General features: G+C 61.9%; 13 protein-coding genes. 6 read left to right on the top strand and 7 right to left on the bottom strand.

All coding sequences use genetic code 11. The features are described 5' to 3' along the window. Positions 1-14: 14 nt before the first annotated feature. The 5 genes from D8767_RS08885 to acs all read right to left on the bottom strand — a co-directional run bounded on the left by D8767_RS08885 (position 15) and on the right by acs (position 5,513). Entirely contained in the window at positions 15-779 is a 765-nt protein-coding gene (locus D8767_RS08885; RefSeq protein WP_016711851.1) for an ABC transporter ATP-binding protein, read from the bottom strand. A 22-nt stretch (positions 780-801) separates the two neighbouring features. Next, positions 802-1,500 carry an ABC transporter permease gene (locus D8767_RS08880; RefSeq protein WP_016711852.1) on the bottom strand — a complete coding sequence of 233 codons (699 nt, stop codon included), beginning with the start codon at positions 1,498-1,500 and terminating at the stop codon, positions 802-804. Beyond that, positions 1,497-2,186, bottom strand: coding sequence for an ABC transporter permease (locus D8767_RS08875; RefSeq protein ID WP_003254523.1), 690 nt, complete (start codon positions 2,184-2,186; stop codon positions 1,497-1,499). Before D8767_RS08875 ends, D8767_RS08880 begins: the two co-directional genes overlap by 4 nt. 88 nt (positions 2,187-2,274) lie before the next feature. Further along, positions 2,275-3,060, bottom strand: coding sequence for an ABC transporter substrate-binding protein (locus tag D8767_RS08870; RefSeq protein ID WP_016711853.1), 786 nt, complete (start codon positions 3,058-3,060; stop codon positions 2,275-2,277). 491 nt (positions 3,061-3,551) lie between these two features. Continuing rightward, positions 3,552-5,513 carry an acetate--CoA ligase gene (gene acs, locus D8767_RS08865; RefSeq protein WP_016711854.1) on the bottom strand — a complete coding sequence of 654 codons (1,962 nt, stop codon included), beginning with the start codon at positions 5,511-5,513 and terminating at the stop codon, positions 3,552-3,554. A 398-nt stretch (positions 5,514-5,911) separates the two neighbouring features. On the opposite strand from acs, the gene D8767_RS08860 reads away from it, so the two are divergent. Then, entirely contained in the window at positions 5,912-6,166 is a 255-nt protein-coding gene (locus D8767_RS08860) for a DUF2790 domain-containing protein (RefSeq protein WP_003260110.1), read from the top strand. Between the two features lie 53 nt (positions 6,167-6,219). On the opposite strand, the gene D8767_RS08855 is transcribed toward D8767_RS08860, so the two are convergent. Beyond that, a complete protein-coding gene (locus tag D8767_RS08855; protein ID WP_016711855.1) occupies positions 6,220-7,779 on the bottom strand; it encodes a sigma-54-dependent phenylalanine hydroxylase transcriptional regulator PhhR in 1,560 nt (519 codons plus the stop codon). Positions 7,780-8,034: 255 nt separating this feature from the next. On the opposite strand from D8767_RS08855, the gene phhA reads away from it, so the two are divergent. From phhA to D8767_RS08835, 4 genes are all read left to right on the top strand, one after another. Next, positions 8,035-8,823 carry a phenylalanine 4-monooxygenase gene (phhA, locus tag D8767_RS08845; protein ID WP_016711856.1) on the top strand — a complete coding sequence of 263 codons (789 nt, stop codon included), beginning with the start codon at positions 8,035-8,037 and terminating at the stop codon, positions 8,821-8,823. Positions 8,824-8,861: 38 nt separating this feature from the next. Further along, the gene (locus D8767_RS08840) at positions 8,862-9,218 is read left to right on the top strand and encodes a 4a-hydroxytetrahydrobiopterin dehydratase (protein WP_003254532.1); all 357 of its coding nucleotides are present in this window, start codon (positions 8,862-8,864) and stop codon (positions 9,216-9,218) included. Between the two features lie 190 nt (positions 9,219-9,408). After that, on the top strand, positions 9,409-9,537 hold the full coding sequence (locus D8767_RS29135) for a hypothetical protein (protein ID WP_016488505.1): 129 nt from the start codon (positions 9,409-9,411) through the stop codon (positions 9,535-9,537). A 92-nt stretch (positions 9,538-9,629) separates the two neighbouring features. Then, positions 9,630-10,817, top strand: coding sequence for an MFS transporter (locus D8767_RS08835; RefSeq protein ID WP_063977406.1), 1,188 nt, complete (start codon positions 9,630-9,632; stop codon positions 10,815-10,817). 39 nt (positions 10,818-10,856) lie between these two features. Here the strand turns inward: D8767_RS08835 and D8767_RS08830 are convergent, their stop codons facing one another. Next, positions 10,857-13,877, bottom strand: coding sequence for an FAD-binding and (Fe-S)-binding domain-containing protein (locus D8767_RS08830; RefSeq protein WP_063977405.1), 3,021 nt, complete (start codon positions 13,875-13,877; stop codon positions 10,857-10,859). 152 nt (positions 13,878-14,029) lie between these two features. Between D8767_RS08830 and D8767_RS08825 the strand changes: the two genes are divergently transcribed. Continuing rightward, the gene (locus tag D8767_RS08825) at positions 14,030-14,914 is read left to right on the top strand and encodes a LysR substrate-binding domain-containing protein (protein ID WP_016711859.1); all 885 of its coding nucleotides are present in this window, start codon (positions 14,030-14,032) and stop codon (positions 14,912-14,914) included. Positions 14,915-14,955 lie beyond the last annotated feature (41 nt).

Genomic DNA, 14,955 nt, shown 5'->3' with positions numbered 1-14,955 from the left:
CAAAAATGCAGCTTTTACTTCAGGCTGCCGGAGAGGAACTGCTTCAGGCGCTCCGACTGCGGGTTGGCCAGCACTTCACGCGGGCAGCCGGTTTCTTCCACCAGGCCTTTGTGCAGGAACACCAACTGGTTGGACACCTCACGGGCAAAGCCCATTTCGTGGGTCACCACCACCATGGTGCGGCCTTCCTGGGCCAGCGCCTGCATCACCTTGAGCACATCGCCCACCAGTTCAGGGTCCAGTGCCGAGGTCGGCTCGTCGAACAGCATAACCTCCGGCTCCATGGCCAGCGCGCGGGCAATTGCCACACGCTGTTGCTCGCCACCCGACATATGCCCGGGGAAGGCGTCCTTGCGGTGGGCAACACCGACCTTGGCCAGGTAATGCTCGGCCTTCTCCAGCGCCTCCTTCTTGTTCACACCCAACACATGCACCGGCGCTTCGATGATGTTTTCCAGTGCGGTCATGTGCGACCACAGGTTGAAGTGCTGGAACACCATCGACAGGCGCGAGCGCATGCGCTGCAACTGACGCGGGTCGGCAGCCTTCAGCGCGCCATCCTTGCCGGCCACCAGCTTGAGCTCTTCGTTGTTGAGCAGGATCTTGCCCGCGTGCGGCTGCTCCAGCAGGTTGATGCAGCGCAGGAAGGTCGACTTGCCCGAACCACTGGAGCCGATGATGCTGATGACGTCGCCGGCCTTGGCCGCCAGCGACACGCCCTTGAGCACTTCGTGGCTGCCGTAGCGCTTGTGCAGGTCTTGGACTTCGAGTTTGTACATGCTGTCGATTCTCACAGAGCGGTCAGTGCTTGCGCGGCGCCAGGTAGCCGAGCCAGCGGCGTTCGGCCATCTTGAACAGGCGCACCAGGATGAAGGTCAGGCACAGGTAGAACACGCCCGCCGTGATGTAGGCCTCGAAAGGCAGGTAGTACTGGGCGTTGACCGTGCGTGCGGCACCGGTGATGTCGATCAGGGTAACGATCGACGCCAGGCTGGTGGTTTGCAGCATCATGATCACTTCGTTGCTGTATTGCGGCAGCGCCCGGCGCAGGGCCGAGGGCAGCAGGATGCGCCGGTACATTTTCATGCGCGACATGCCCATGGCCTTGGCCGCCTCGATCTCGCCATGCGGCGTGGCCTTGAGGCTGCCGGCAATGATTTCGGCGGTGTAGGCGCTGGTGTTGATGCCGAACGCCAGGCACGCGCAGAAGGTGGCGCTGGACAGCAGCGGCCAGAGGAAGCTCTCGCGCACCGCCTCGAACTGCGCCAGGCCGTAGTAGATCAGGAACAGCTGCACCAGCATGGGTGTGCCGCGGATCACGTAGGTGTACAGCCACGCAGTCAGGTTGATCGCCGGCTGTTTCGACACGCGCATCAGGCCGAGCGGGATGGCCGCCAGCAGCCCGAAGAACAGCGAAATCGCCAACAGCTTGAGGGTGGTCAGCAGGCCGCCGAAGTACATCGGCAATGCCTCCCAGACGACGTTGTAGTCGAAGATCATAGTTCAGCCACCTTGACGCCCACCGAGTAGCGGCGCTCCAGATACTTCAGGGCCAGCAGCGAGACGCTGGTCAGCACCAGGTACAGTGCCGCCACCGCCAGGAAGAAGGTGAAAGGCTCGCGGGTGGCATCGGCCGCCTGCTTGGCCTTGAACATCATGTCCTGCAGGCCGACGACCGAGATCAGTGCGGTGGCCTTGGTGAGTACCAGCCAGTTGTTGGTGAAGCCCGGGATCGCCAGGCGAATCATTTGCGGCACCTGGATGCGGAAGAACACCTGGCGCGGGCTCATGCCATACGCCACGCCCGCCTCGGCCTGGCCCTTGGGAATACCCAGGAAGGCACCGCGGAAGGTTTCCGACAGGTAGGCGCCAAAGATGAAGCCCAGGGTACCGATACCGGCAATCAGCGGGTTCAGGTCAATGTAGTCTTCGTAGCCGAGCAGCGGTGCCACCCGGTTGATGATGTCTTGCCCGCCGTAGAAGATCAGCAGGATCAGGACCAGGTCCGGAATACCACGGATCACCGTGGAATACAGGTCGCCCAGCCAGGCCAGCCAGCGCACCGGCGACAAGCGCAGCGCCACACCGATCAGGCCGAGCACGATGGCCAGGGCCATCGACGACAGGGCGAGCTGAAGCGTCAGCCACGCCCCGTCGAGGATGACTGCCCCGTAGCCTTTCAACATGATGAGGTCCTCGACCTAAAGAATGAAAAATGGTGCAAACCTCAGAGCCTCTGCTGTTTGCACCATTGCACAGGTGAAACCCGACGTCTTAGTTCGAGTCTGGACCGTAGATGTCGAAGTTGAAGTACTTCTTCTCGATTTCTTTGTACTTGCCGTTGGCACGGATGGCATCGATGGCCGCGTTGATGCGGTCGACGTTGGCCTTGTCCCCTTTGCGCACAGCAATACCGATACCGTCACCGAAGTACTTGGCGTCGGTGAAGGACGGGCCTACGAAGGCGAAGCCTTTACCCGCGTCGGTCTTGAGGAAGCCGTCTTCCAGCAGGGTGGCGTCGGCCACGGTGCCGTCCAGGCGGCCGGCGGCCACATCCAGGTAGATTTCGTTCTGAGTGCCGTAAGGCACCACGGTGGCACCTTTGGCGCCCAGCACTTCCTTGGCGAAGCGGTCATGGATCGAGCCGCGCTGCACGCCGATCTTCTTGCCTTTCAGCTCATCCAGGCTTTCGCTGACAGCGGTGCCTTCCTTCATCACCAGGCGCGCCGGGGTGAGGTAGTAGCGCTTGGTGAAGTCGACCGACTTCTTGCGGTCCTCGGTGATCGACATGGACGACAGGATGGCGTCGATCTTGCGCACTTTCAGCGCCGGGATCAGGCCGTCGAACTCCTGCTCGACCCAGGTGCACTTGGCTTTCATCTCTTCGCACAGGGCGTTGCCGATGTCGTAGTCGAAACCGGCGATGCTGCCATCGGGCTGCTTGAAGGCGAAGGGTGGGTAGGCGGCTTCAATGCCGATTTTCAGCGGTTTTTCATCGGCCTGCGACACCAGGGAAAATACGGAGAGCGCCAGGGCGCCAAGCAGTGCGAGCTTCTTCATCAGGTAACTCCATCGGTACGGGGCAATACAAGGCAGGTAACGGCTGCCCGATATGCGAATGGGTACAACGCGAGCCGCGCAGGGTTCGACCAAGGTCGCAGACCACGAGCGAGTGAGTGGCATTTTAGCGACAGCCCGGTAGTCGATATTTCTTCAAAGCGACAACTACTTACAGAAGCGCCTGAAACCGCTGCGGGCGATGTTGACGACCAGCGCAAAATATGCGAAGGCACAAGAAATAGAACCAATAGACCTAGCAATTCCTGGGCCTATTATTGGCAAAGCCTTGTACTACGGCAAGTGTAGCGTGCCGCGTTGTACAAAATGGCTGGAGGAGCGCACCGAAACAGGTCCGTGTTGTTTCCTCGCGCCCCGAACGTGTGCAAGGTGGGTGACAGAACAGTTACCGATGAATGTCGGGTAACAGTAAAGCAAAAACCCCGCCCGGTTGCCCGGGCGGGGTTTTCTGTTCACACGGCCCTGCTTCGCTATCAGGCCGAGGCCAGGTTCATGGCCTTGTGGGTATCGATCAGGTGTTGCACCACGCCCGGGTCGGCCAGGGTCGAGATATCGCCCAACGCATCGTACTCACCGGTGGCAATCTTGCGCAGGATACGGCGCATGATCTTGCCCGAACGGGTTTTCGGCAGCCCCGGTGCCCACTGGATCACATCCGGCGAGGCGATCGGGCCGATTTCCTTGCGCACCCAGTTCTTCAGCTCCAGGCGCAGCTGCTCGCTGGCCTCAATACCGGCATTGAGGGTGACATACACATAGATGCCCTGCCCTTTGATGTCGTGCGGCACGCCAACCACTGCAGCCTCGGCCACCTTCGCGTGGGCCACCATGGCACTTTCGATCTCGGCGGTACCCATGCGGTGCCCGGATACGTTGAGCACGTCATCCACACGGCCCGTGATCCAGTAATAGCCATCCTCGTCACGGCGCGCACCGTCACCGGTGAAGTACATGCCACGGAAGGTCTTGAAGTAGGTGTCGACGAAACGATCGTGGTCGCCGAACAGCGAACGCGACTGGCCCGGCCAGGAGTCGAGGATCACCAGGTTGCCCTCGGCAGCACCGTCGATCAGGTTACCCAGGTTGTCCACCAGCGCTGGCACCACGCCGAAGAACGGACGGGTAGCCGACCCCGGCTTCAGGCCGGTAGCACCCGGCAGCGGGCTGATCAGAATGCCACCGGTCTCGGTCTGCCACCAGGTATCGACGATCGGGCAACGCTCCTTGCCCACGGTCTTGTAGTACCAGTTCCAGGCTTCGGGGTTGATCGGCTCGCCCACCGAGCCGAGCAGGCGCAGACTGGAGCCGTCGGCACCTTCAACAGCTGCCTGCCCTTCGGCCATCATCGCGCGGATGGCAGTGGGCGCGGTGTAGAGGATGTTGACCTTGTGCTTGTCGACGATCTTCGACACGCGGGTGATGTCAGGATAGTTCGGCACCCCCTCGAACAGCAGGGTAGTGGCGCCGTTGGCCAGCGGGCCGTACACGATGTAGCTGTGGCCGGTGACCCAGCCCACGTCAGCAGTGCACCAGTACACTTCACCCGGGCGGTAGTCGAATACCCGCTCATGGGTCAGTGCGGCATACACCAGGTAACCGCCGGTGGTGTGCAGCACACCTTTCGGCTTGCCGGTAGAACCGGAGGTGTAGAGGATGAACAGCGCTTCCTCGGCCCCCATTTCTTTCGGCGCGCAATGGCTGGAGGCCACTTTCATCAAGTCTTCGTACCAGATGTCGCGGTGCTGGTGCCAGGCAATGTCGCCACCGGTGCGCTTGCACACGATGATTTTCTGCACGCTGTTGGTTTCAGGGTTGGTCAGCGCCAGGTCGACGTTGGCCTTGAGCGGGGTGCGGCGGCCGCCACGCAGGCCCTCGTCGGCAGTGATCACCACCTTGGACTTGCAATCGATGATACGGCCAGCCAGCGCCTCGGGCGAGAAACCACCGAACACCACCGAGTGGATCGCACCGATGCGGGCGCAGGCCAGCATGGCGACCACGGCTTCGGGGATCATCGGCATGTAGATGGTGACCACATCACCCCGGTGCACGTCCTGGCCACGCAGGGCGTTGGCGAACTTGCACACCTGCTCGTGCAGTTCGCGGTAGGTGATGTTGCGGTGTTCGGAAGGGTCGTCGCCTTCCCAGATGATGGCCAGCTGGTCGCCGCGCTCTTCAAGGTGGCGGTCCAGGCAGTTGGAGGAAACGTTCAGAGTGCCGTCGGCGAACCATTTGATATCGACGTGATGGTCGTCGAAGGAGGTCTGCTTGACCTTGGTGAACGGCTTGATCCAGTCGATCCGCTGGGCCTGCTCGCGCCAGAAGCCGTCCGGGTTGATCACCGATTGCTGGTACATGGCCTTGTAGGTGGCCTCGTCGGTCAGGGTAGTGGCCGCAACCTCGGGACGAACGGGATACAGTGGAGCCGCACTCATCTGTGTTACCTCGGTGTAATAGTTGTTTTTGTATGGAACCGTTTGTAACTGTATCAGAGCGACAAAAGCCATTCGACGTTGGTAGTAATTTGGTACGCCCGTTCCGCCAAAGTGCTCTAGCATGCGGATTACAGCCCTGACCACGAAAAAACGGGGTGCCTTACCAGAGGATTGTTACAGATTCTGTCAAAACACTTTATCAAAAGACCCACTGTTTCGGCCTTGGCCACAACCCTAAAATTCACCTCGCCAGCAACGGCAAGGCGATTAACAACTGGTAACAGCCCCCACGAAGGCAAACGTTAATCTCCCTCTAATCCCGATAGTTAAAACTAGCAGTACTCGCGGCGCCATAAGCGCCGCGTGCCCCCTCACGACCTTAGACAGGTAAATAGAAAATGAAAGCTTTACTGGTATTGGTACTTGGCAGTCTTTGCGGCGCGGCAATGGCCGGCGAAGCCAAAGATGCCGAGCAGATTCCGGTTGAACAGTACAGTTACTCGCAGCACCTGGACATTGCCCGCGTCATCTCCATGAGCGAAGTGCCCAATGTGTGCGAAGTCGTGCCAGCCCGCATGACCTACGAAGACTCCAAGGGCCAGAAGCACATTCTCGAATACCGCGTGATGGGGAACGGCTGCTCTAACGGCTGATACCTTCTGAATCAGGGGCCCTACGGGCCCCTTTCACCTTTTGCAAAGCCCAATTAATCGGCAGACTTGCCAAGCGAATAATCCCTTAACTTGTTTGCGATGGTTGTATGCGAAACGCCCAGCCTTTTCCCTAAAGCCCGGCTACTCGGAAACGCCCCCATCAAACTTTCCAGCACCGCTTTTTCAAAGCGCCCGACAATCTGCGAAAGATCGCCCTCCAGCGAAAACTCACCCAACGGTTGCCGCGCGCCATAATCCGGCAAACGTATATGCTCGCTTTTAACCACGCCGCCTTCGCATAAAGAAACCGCCTGGAACAATACGTTTTCCAACTGCCTTACATTGCCCGGCCAATGGTATTGCCCAAGTTTGTCCATCGCGGCCGGCGCCAGGCGCGGCATGGCACAGCCGATTTGTCGGCTGGCCTGGTCGAGAAAGTGCTGCACCAGCCCTTCCAGGCCATCCATGCATTCGCGCAAAGGCGGAATGTGCAGCGACAACACGTTCAGGCGGTGATAAAGGTCCTGACGAAACTCGCCGCGCGCGCACAACTCGGACAAATCCACCTGGGTCGCGCAGATCACCCGCACATCCAGGTACACCTCTTCATCGCTGCCTACCCGACGGAAACAGCCGTCCTGCAAAAAGCGCAGCAACTTCACTTGCAGGCGCGGGCTCATCTCCCCTACCCCGTCAAGGAAGAGCGTGCCGCCTGCTGTCAGTTCCAGCAGCCCCAGCTTGCCCTCTGCCCGCGCACCTTCGAATGCCCCGGGGCCGTAACCGAACAGCTCGGTTTCGGCCATCGACTCGGGCAAGCCGGCGCAATTGAGCGCCATCAGCGGCGACTGCCCACGGGGGCTGGCCAGGTGGCAGGCGCGCGCCAGCAGCTCCTTGCCGGTGCCGGTCTCACCCTCGATCAGCAGCGGCGCATCCAGCGGCGCCATGCGGCGGGCCTCGCGCACCACGGCAGCCATCACCCGCGAGCTTTGGAAGATGCTGTCGAAGCCTCGCAATTCCTGCTTGCGCACGTTGTAGATGCGTTCGCCAATGCGGTCGGCACGGTGCAGGGTGAGCACGGCGCCAGCCAACGCCTCGCTGTCGTCGTGTTCGGACTGCAGCGGTGCGATATCCGCCAGGAACACATCACCTTTGACCTTGATACGCAGGCCATTGATGCGCGACTTGTTGGCCCGCACCAACTCCGGCAGATCGAAGTCTTCCACATAGCGCGCCAGCGGCATGCCCGGCACCTCATCCACGCGCACCCCCAGCAACTGCGCTGCCGTGCGGTTGGCGGCGACGATGCTTCCGCCCATGTCGATCGACAGCACCGGGAAGTCCAGCGCCCCGAGCAAGGCATTCAGCTCCATGTGCCGGCGTTCGCTGGGCATCAGGCCCACGCGCTTGACGCCAAATACCCCGGCAATCGCCTCGAATTTCGGTCGCAAGGCCTGGAACTGCAGGTTGATCAGGTTCGGGCAGTGCAGGTAGATGGCATTGCCATGGTCACCGCCCACCTCGCCGCGAAGGACGTTGATGCCGTACTCCACCAGCAGGTTGAGGATGTCGCGCAGGATGCCAATGCGGTTCTGGCAGTGCACTTTGATACGCATGAGGGCTCTCGAAGCGCCAATGTTTTTCAACATCGCGCGGAAAAGTCGTAAAGATAAGCTGACAAAAACTGCGCAACCATCAGCCGTATGCCCCGAATTTTCCGACACCCGGGCCATTTTGTAAAATTATCGTTACGAAATCCGCTTCACCCGCTGGCGCGGCAGCGGCTTGCACCCGTGCAAAACGGCCAGTGAAGGGATATTCCTTAGGCATGTCCTGCACATAACAAGAAAAGCCCTCACCAGGAGAGCCTCATGAAACAGACGCACTACGTGGCACGTGAGCCCGATGCGCATGGTTTTATCGATTACCCGCAGCAAGAGCATGCGGTATGGAACACCCTGATCACCCGTCAGCTGAAAGTGATCGAAGGCCGCGCGTGCCAGGAATACCTGGACGGCATCGACCAGCTCAAGCTGCCCCACGACCGTATCCCGCAACTGGGCGAGATCAACAAGGTGCTGGGTGCCACCACCGGCTGGCAGGTTGCCCGGGTTCCGGCGCTGATTCCCTTCCAGACCTTCTTCGAATTACTGGCCAGCAAACGCTTCCCGGTCGCCACGTTCATCCGCACCCCGCAAGAGCTGGACTACCTGCAAGAGCCCGATATCTTCCACGAGATTTTCGGCCACTGCCCGCTGCTGACCAACCCATGGTTCGCCGAATTCACCCACACCTACGGCAAGCTCGGCCTGGCGGCAACCAAGGAACAACGCGTGTACCTGGCGCGCCTGTACTGGATGACCATCGAGTTTGGCCTGATGGAAACCGCCCAGGGCCGCAAGATCTATGGCGGCGGCATCCTCTCGTCACCGAAAGAGACCGTCTACAGTCTGTCTGGCGAGCCTGAACACCAGGCCTTCGACCCGATCGAAGCCATGCGTACCCCGTACCGTATCGACATCCTGCAGCCGCTGTATTTCGTGCTCCCCAACATGAAGTGCCTGTTCGACCTGGCCCACGAAGACATCATGGGCATGGTCCACAAGGCCATGCAGCTGGGCCTGCACGCACCGAAGTTTCCACCCAAGGTCGCTGCCTGAGCGACCCTGCCGATAACAACTCGAACCGGAAAACACCCATGAATGCCTTGAACCAAGCCCATTGCGAAGCCTGCCGCGCTGACGCTCCAAAAGTCACCGACGAAGAGCTGGCCGAGCTGATTCGCGAAATCCCGGACTGGAACATCGAAGTACGTGACGGCCACATGGAGCTGGAGCGCGTCTTCCTGTTCAAGAACTTCAAGCACGCCCTGGCGTTCACCAACGCCGTAGGCGAAATCGCCGAGGCCGAAGGCCACCACCCTGGGCTGCTGACCGAGTGGGGCAAAGTTACCGTGACCTGGTGGAGCCACTCGATCAAGGGCCTGCACCGCAACGACTTCATCATGTGCGCCCGCACCGACAAGGTGGCGGAAACGGCCGAAGGCCGGAAGTGATCGCTGAAAAACGGGGCCGCAATCGGCCCCGTTTTTTTATGAATAATGTGCGCTGTTCGCCCGCAAAACCGACAAACGAGCGGTAAAAAAACCAAACTGTCATCCAGACTTGTGTATCCTGCCCCAGCTTTGCGAAGCTTCAACCGCGCCTGGCGCAGACTTTTCACTCACACTTGCGAGGAACGACGAGATGCACGAAATCCCGAATCTTCCCTTCCCAAGCCTGAACCCAGAAGAGCCATCCGTGACCGTTCACGCCGAACCGGCAGCTGCCGTCGAGCAGGATGGTGACGATCAATCCAGCGCTGACCAGGAATAAATCGCGCAACCTCCAACAGTGTGAAAACGGCTGACCTGCGGGCTACCCCCGTCATCACGTTTTCACACTGTCCAGAACCCTCGCAGGCCCCCATGCCCGAATCACCGCGCCCCCTTGCGGTCACACTGCAAGTCGTCTCCATCGTCCTTTTCACCTTCATTGGCTACCTCAACATCGGCATCCCGCTGGCCGTGTTGCCCGGCTATGTGCACAACGACCTGGGGTTCAGCGCCGTGGTCGCGGGCCTTGTGATCAGCGTGCAGTACCTCGCCACGCTGCTCAGCCGCCCCTCCGCCAGCCGCATCATCGACAACCACGGCAGCAAGAAGGCGGTCATGTACGGCCTTGTAGGCTGCGGGCTTAGCGGGGTGTTCATGCTGGCCTGCGCCTTCCTCACCCACCAGCCCTGGCTGAGCCTGGCCTGTCTGCTGGTCGGGCGGCTAGCACTGGGCAGCGCCGAAAGCCTGGTAGGTGCGGGCGCGATTGGCTGGGGCATCGGTCGGGTGGGCGCTGAAAACACCGCCAAGGTCATCTCCTGGAACGGCATCGCCAGCTATGGCGCACTGGCCGTCGGTGCACCGCTGGGCGTGCTGATGGTCAAGAGCCTGGGGCTGTGGAGCATGGGCGTCAGCATTATCCTGCTGTGCATCCTCGGCCTGCTGCTGGCCTGGCCGAAACAGGCCGCCCCTATCGTCAGTGGCGTACGCCTGCCGTTCCTGCGCGTGCTGGGCAAGGTGTTCCCGCACGGTTCGGGACTGGCCCTGGGCTCGATCGGCTTTGGCACCATCGCCACGTTCATCACCTTGTACTACGCCAGCCGCGGCTGGGCCAATGCCGCGCTGACCTTGAGCCTGTTCGGCGCCAGCTTCATCAGTGCGCGGCTGCTGTTTGGCAACCTGATCAACCGCATTGGCGGGTTCCGGGTGGCGATTGCCTGCCTGTCGGTGGAAACACTGGGGTTGTTGATGCTATGGCTGGCGCCCAGCGCCGAGTTGGCCTTGGCAGGGGCAGCGCTTAGCGGGTTTGGCTTCTCGCTGGTGTTCCCGGCGCTGGGTGTGGAGGCGGTGAATCAGGTGTCGGCGGCCAACCGCGGGGCGGCTGTGGGGGCGTATTCGCTGTTCATTGACTTGTCGCTGGGGGTGACCGGGCCACTGGTGGGCGCGGTGGCGGCGGGGTTCGGGTTTGCTTCGATGTTTCTGTTTGCGGCGGGTGCGGCGGGTTGTGGGCTGGTGTTGAGCCTGTATCTGTACAGGCAGGTGCGGCGGCATCGAGATCATTGAAAGCCGGGGGCTGCCTGGCAGCCCCCGAAGCCCTGAACGTTAACGCTGGGCGTACTGCAACACCACTTCAAGCGGGTGGCGCATCTTGCGCTCGGTCATGCGCTTGACCTGGCTGCGGCACGAGTAACCGGTCGCCAGCGGCTCTCCTTCCTTGTCCAGCTTGGTTGCCCAGCTTTGCTCGAAGATGGTCCGCGAAGTCTCCTGGTTACGCGCCTCGTGGCCGTAGGTCCCCGACATACCGCAGCAACCCGTCGCCTCGGTCACCAGCTTCAGGCCCAGGCGGGCAAACACCTGCTCCCACTGTTTGGTACTGGCCGGCACGTTGGTCTTCTCGGTGCAGTGCGCCATCAGCCGGAAGTTGCCCGGTGCGGTCGGCGCCTGCTCGGGCAGCACGTCCATCAGCCATTCCTGCGGCAACAGCACCTTCGGGCAACCGTCCAGCCCCGGCACTTTCTGGTACTCCTGGCGGTACACCAGGGTCATCGCCGGGTCCAGCCCCACCAGAGGCACACCGCAGTCGGCCAGGGCCTTGAGCTGGGTAGCGTTACGGATCGCCGCCTTGGCGAACGCCCCCAGGAAGCCCTGTACATGCAAAGGCTTGCCGTTGGCACTGTAAGGCGCCAGGAATACCCGGTGGCCCAGGCGGTGGGCCAGGTCGATGAAGGCTGACAGCAGCGGGGTCTCGAAATAGCGGGTGAAGGCGTCCTGCACCAGCACGATGCTGCGCTCGCGCTGGGCCGGGGTCAGTTCACGCAGGGCCGGCACACTGGCCACGCCGACACGGCAACGGGTCAGCGTGGCCTGGAAGTTGAAGCGGCTGATCAACGGGCTGTCGACCATGCCAATGTTGTCGGCCAGCAGCTTGCTGACCCACTTAGAGCCCATGACCGCGTTGTACAGGCCCGGTGCGTGGGCCAGGTACGGGATGGTGAATTCCAGCGAGCCGATCAGGTAGTCACGCAGCGGGCGCTGATAGCGGCCGTGGTACAGCTCGAGGAAGCGCGAACGGAAGTCCGGCACGTTGACTTTGATCGGGCACTGCCCGGCGCACGACTTGCACGCCAGGCAGCCGGCCATGGCGTCGTACACTTCGTGGGAGAAGTCTTCCTGCCCCTGGCTGCGCGCGCGGTTGTTGCGCAGGCGTGCCGGGAGGCCCTTGAGCCACGACACCTTGTTGCGGGCTGCGGCCAACACGTCGATGTTCGCTTCGCCTTGCAGGCGCAGCCACTCGCGCATCAGCGAGGCGCGGCCCTTGGGCGAATGCTGGCGCTCACGGGTGGCCTTCCACGACGGGCACATGGCGTCGTTGGGGTCGTAGTTGTAGCAGGCGCCGTTGCCGTTGCAGTGCACGGCACTGGGGAAGTCCTGCCACACGCGCTCGTCGATGGTGCGGTCGAGGTCGCCGCGCAGGGTTACGCCATCGACCGGTGTCAGGCCCTCGGCACTGCCCAGCGGTGTGCAGATCTTGCCGGGGTTGAGCTGGTTGTGCGGGTCGAAGGCACCTTTCAGGCGCTGCAGCGCCGGATACAGCTCACCAAAGTACTCCGGCACGTATTCCGAACGCAGGCCTTTGCCGTGCTCGCCCCACAGCAGGCCGCCATAGCTTTTGGTCAGCGCGGCCACGGCGTCGGAGATCGGCTTCACCAGCGCGGCCTGGGCCGGGTCCTTCATGTCCAGCGCCGGGCGCACGTGCAGCACACCAGCATCGACGTGGCCGAACATGCCGTAGGCCAGGCCGTAACCGTCCAGCAGGGCGCGGAAGTCGGCGATGTAGTCGGCCAGTTGCTCTGGCGGTACCGCCGTGTCTTCCACGAACGGCTGCGGGCGCACCTCGCCCTCGACGTTACCCAGCAAGCCCACCGAACGCTTGCGCATCACGTAGACGCGGGTCACCGCCTCGGCGCCTTCAGCCAGCGTATGCCCCAGGCGCTCGACACTGGTATCCGCCTGCAAGTGCTCGACGAAGGCTTGCACCCGGGCGTTGACCTCAGCCGGCTCATCGCCGCAGAACTCCACCAGGTTGATACCCAGGGTCGGGCGGTCGGGGTCGGCCGGGAAGTACTCGGCAACGCTGTGCCAAACGATGTCCTTCATCGCCAGCATCAGCACCTTGGAGTCGACGGTCTCGATCGACAGCGGCTTGTGCGCCATCAGCGCATTGGCATCACGCAGGGCATCCATGAAGCTGGTGTAGCGCACGTTCACCAGTACCGCATATTTGGGTATCGGCAGCACGTTGAGCTTGGCTTCCACCACATAGCCCAGCGAGCCCTCGGCACCACACAGCACGCTGTTGAGGTTGAAGCGGCCCTGCTCATCGCGCAGGTGCGCCAGGTCATAACCGGTCAGGCAGCGGTTCAGCTTGGGAAAAGTGGTTTCGATCAGTTCAGCCTGGGTTTCCTGGATCTCCCGGGCCATGCGGTACACCTCGCCAACCCGGCCAGGTGCGGCACAGGCCTGTGCCAGCGCGGCATCGTCGATTGGCAGGCTGTGCAGGCGTTCGCCGCCGAGCAGCACGCTGTGCAGCTCCAGCACATGGTCGCGGGTTTTGCCGTAGGTGCAGCTGCCTTGGCCACTGGCGTCGGTGTTGATCATGCCGCCGACAGTGGCACGGTTGGAGGTGGACAGCTCAGGGGCGAAGAACAGCCCGTGCGGCTTGAGCGCGGCATTGAGCTGGTCCTTGACCGTACCGGCCTGCACCCGCACCCAACGTTCCTCGACGTTGATTTCGAGGATCTTGTTCATATGGCGCGATAGGTCGACGACGATGCCGTCGGTCAGCGACTGGCCATTGGTGCCGGTGCCACCGCCGCGCGGGGTCAGCTTGACGTTCTGGAAACGCGCCTCGCCCATCAGTGTGGCAACCCGCGCCACATCGTCGGCATCCAGCGGGAACACTGCGGCCTGGGGCAAGCGCTGGTAAATCGAGTTGTCGGTGGCCAACACCGTGCGGGTGCCGTAGTCGGCACTGATCTGGCCACGGAAGCCGCTGTTGCGCAGGGCTTCGAGGAATTCGGGGTAGTTGGCGCTCGGTGCAACGGTCGGCAGCTGGGCGATCATCGAAGGATGGCCTCTTGATATTGGCTAATTCACGGGATTCCTGTCGCTCCGGCATGGGTTGATGCATGCAGGGATGACGTATACGCCAATGTTCCTGTAGTTTCGCTTCAGGAGCAAACGGATAATCCTGCCGCTATCAATGACTTTTATGAATGAATTACCGCCACCTGACACCGTCCATGTCGCTGCTGCTGGCCTTCGAGGCCGCCGCCCGCCATGAAAGCTACACCCGCGCCGCCGCCGAACTGTCGCTGACGCAAAGCGCGGTCAGCCGCCAGGTGCAGGCGCTGGAACAGCAACTGGGCCTCACCTTGTTCCGCCGCGAAGGCCGCCAGGTACAGCTGACGGATGTGGGTCGCCTTTACCAACGCGAGCTCAGCGAGGCGCTGGGGCGCATCCGCAGTGCCACCTTGCAGGCGCTGGCGTACCAGTCGGGGGTCGGCACCTTGCGCCTGGCTACCCTGCCAACGTTCGGCTCGAAATGGCTGCTGCCAAGGCTGCATGCATTCTACAGCGCCCACCCGGGCATGCTGGTGCACATCCATTCACGTATCGAAGCCATCAACTTCGACACCAGCGAAATCGACGCCGCCATCGGTGTGGCCAGCCACGACCTGCCGGGGCTGATCTGCCATCGCCTGCATGCCGAGGAACTGGTGGTGATCCTGCCACCGGAGGCCGGGGCCGACAGCCAGGGCTGGAGCCCGGCACGGATCAGTGAAGAGGTGCTGTTGAATGTGGCCAACAACCCGCATGCCTGGGGCGAGTGGTTCTCGCACCATGGCCTGCCGCACCGGGCAATGCGCCTGGGGCCGAGCTTCGAGCTGACCTCGCACCTGATCCAGGCGGTGCGGGCCGGGATTGGTATCGGGCTGGTGCCGCGCATTCTGGTGGAAGAGGAATTGGCCAAGGGTGAGCTGCACAGCCCAGGCGTGGCGTTTGCCAGCCAGCGTAGTTATTACCTGATCTACCCGCCCAGGAATGAGGCCTTGCCGTCGTTGCGGGCATTCAGGGGCTGGTTGCTGGAGCAGATCTGATGTGTTGCCTGCACAGGCAACAAAAAACCCGAAGCCAGTCA

The sequence above is a fragment of the Pseudomonas sp. LTGT-11-2Z genome (assembly GCF_003691445.1).
GTDB classification, from domain to species: Bacteria; Pseudomonadota; Gammaproteobacteria; order Pseudomonadales; family Pseudomonadaceae; genus Aquipseudomonas; species Aquipseudomonas monteilii.
Note: the sequence above shows the minus strand (reverse complement) of the source record. Positions and strands in the feature narration are given on the sequence as shown.

Coding starts and splice junctions, on each gene's coding strand:
- D8767_RS08885 (WP_016711851.1), bottom strand. CDS start 779: ATGTACAAACTCGAAGTCCAAGACCTGCACAAGCGCTACGGCAGCCAC.
- D8767_RS08880 (WP_016711852.1), bottom strand. CDS start 1,500: ATGATCTTCGACTACAACGTCGTCTGGGAGGCATTGCCGATGTACTTC.
- D8767_RS08875 (WP_003254523.1), bottom strand. CDS start 2,186: ATGTTGAAAGGCTACGGGGCAGTCATCCTCGACGGGGCGTGGCTGACG.
- D8767_RS08870 (WP_016711853.1), bottom strand. CDS start 3,060: ATGAAGAAGCTCGCACTGCTTGGCGCCCTGGCGCTCTCCGTATTTTCC.
- acs (WP_016711854.1), bottom strand. CDS start 5,513: ATGAGTGCGGCTCCACTGTATCCCGTTCGTCCCGAGGTTGCGGCCACT.
- D8767_RS08860 (WP_003260110.1), top strand. CDS start 5,912: ATGAAAGCTTTACTGGTATTGGTACTTGGCAGTCTTTGCGGCGCGGCA.
- D8767_RS08855 (WP_016711855.1), bottom strand. CDS start 7,779: ATGCGTATCAAAGTGCACTGCCAGAACCGCATTGGCATCCTGCGCGAC.
- phhA (WP_016711856.1), top strand. CDS start 8,035: ATGAAACAGACGCACTACGTGGCACGTGAGCCCGATGCGCATGGTTTT.
- D8767_RS08840 (WP_003254532.1), top strand. CDS start 8,862: ATGAATGCCTTGAACCAAGCCCATTGCGAAGCCTGCCGCGCTGACGCT.
- D8767_RS29135 (WP_016488505.1), top strand. CDS start 9,409: ATGCACGAAATCCCGAATCTTCCCTTCCCAAGCCTGAACCCAGAAGAG.
- D8767_RS08835 (WP_063977406.1), top strand. CDS start 9,630: ATGCCCGAATCACCGCGCCCCCTTGCGGTCACACTGCAAGTCGTCTCC.
- D8767_RS08830 (WP_063977405.1), bottom strand. CDS start 13,877: ATGATCGCCCAGCTGCCGACCGTTGCACCGAGCGCCAACTACCCCGAA.
- D8767_RS08825 (WP_016711859.1), top strand. CDS start 14,030: ATGAATTACCGCCACCTGACACCGTCCATGTCGCTGCTGCTGGCCTTC.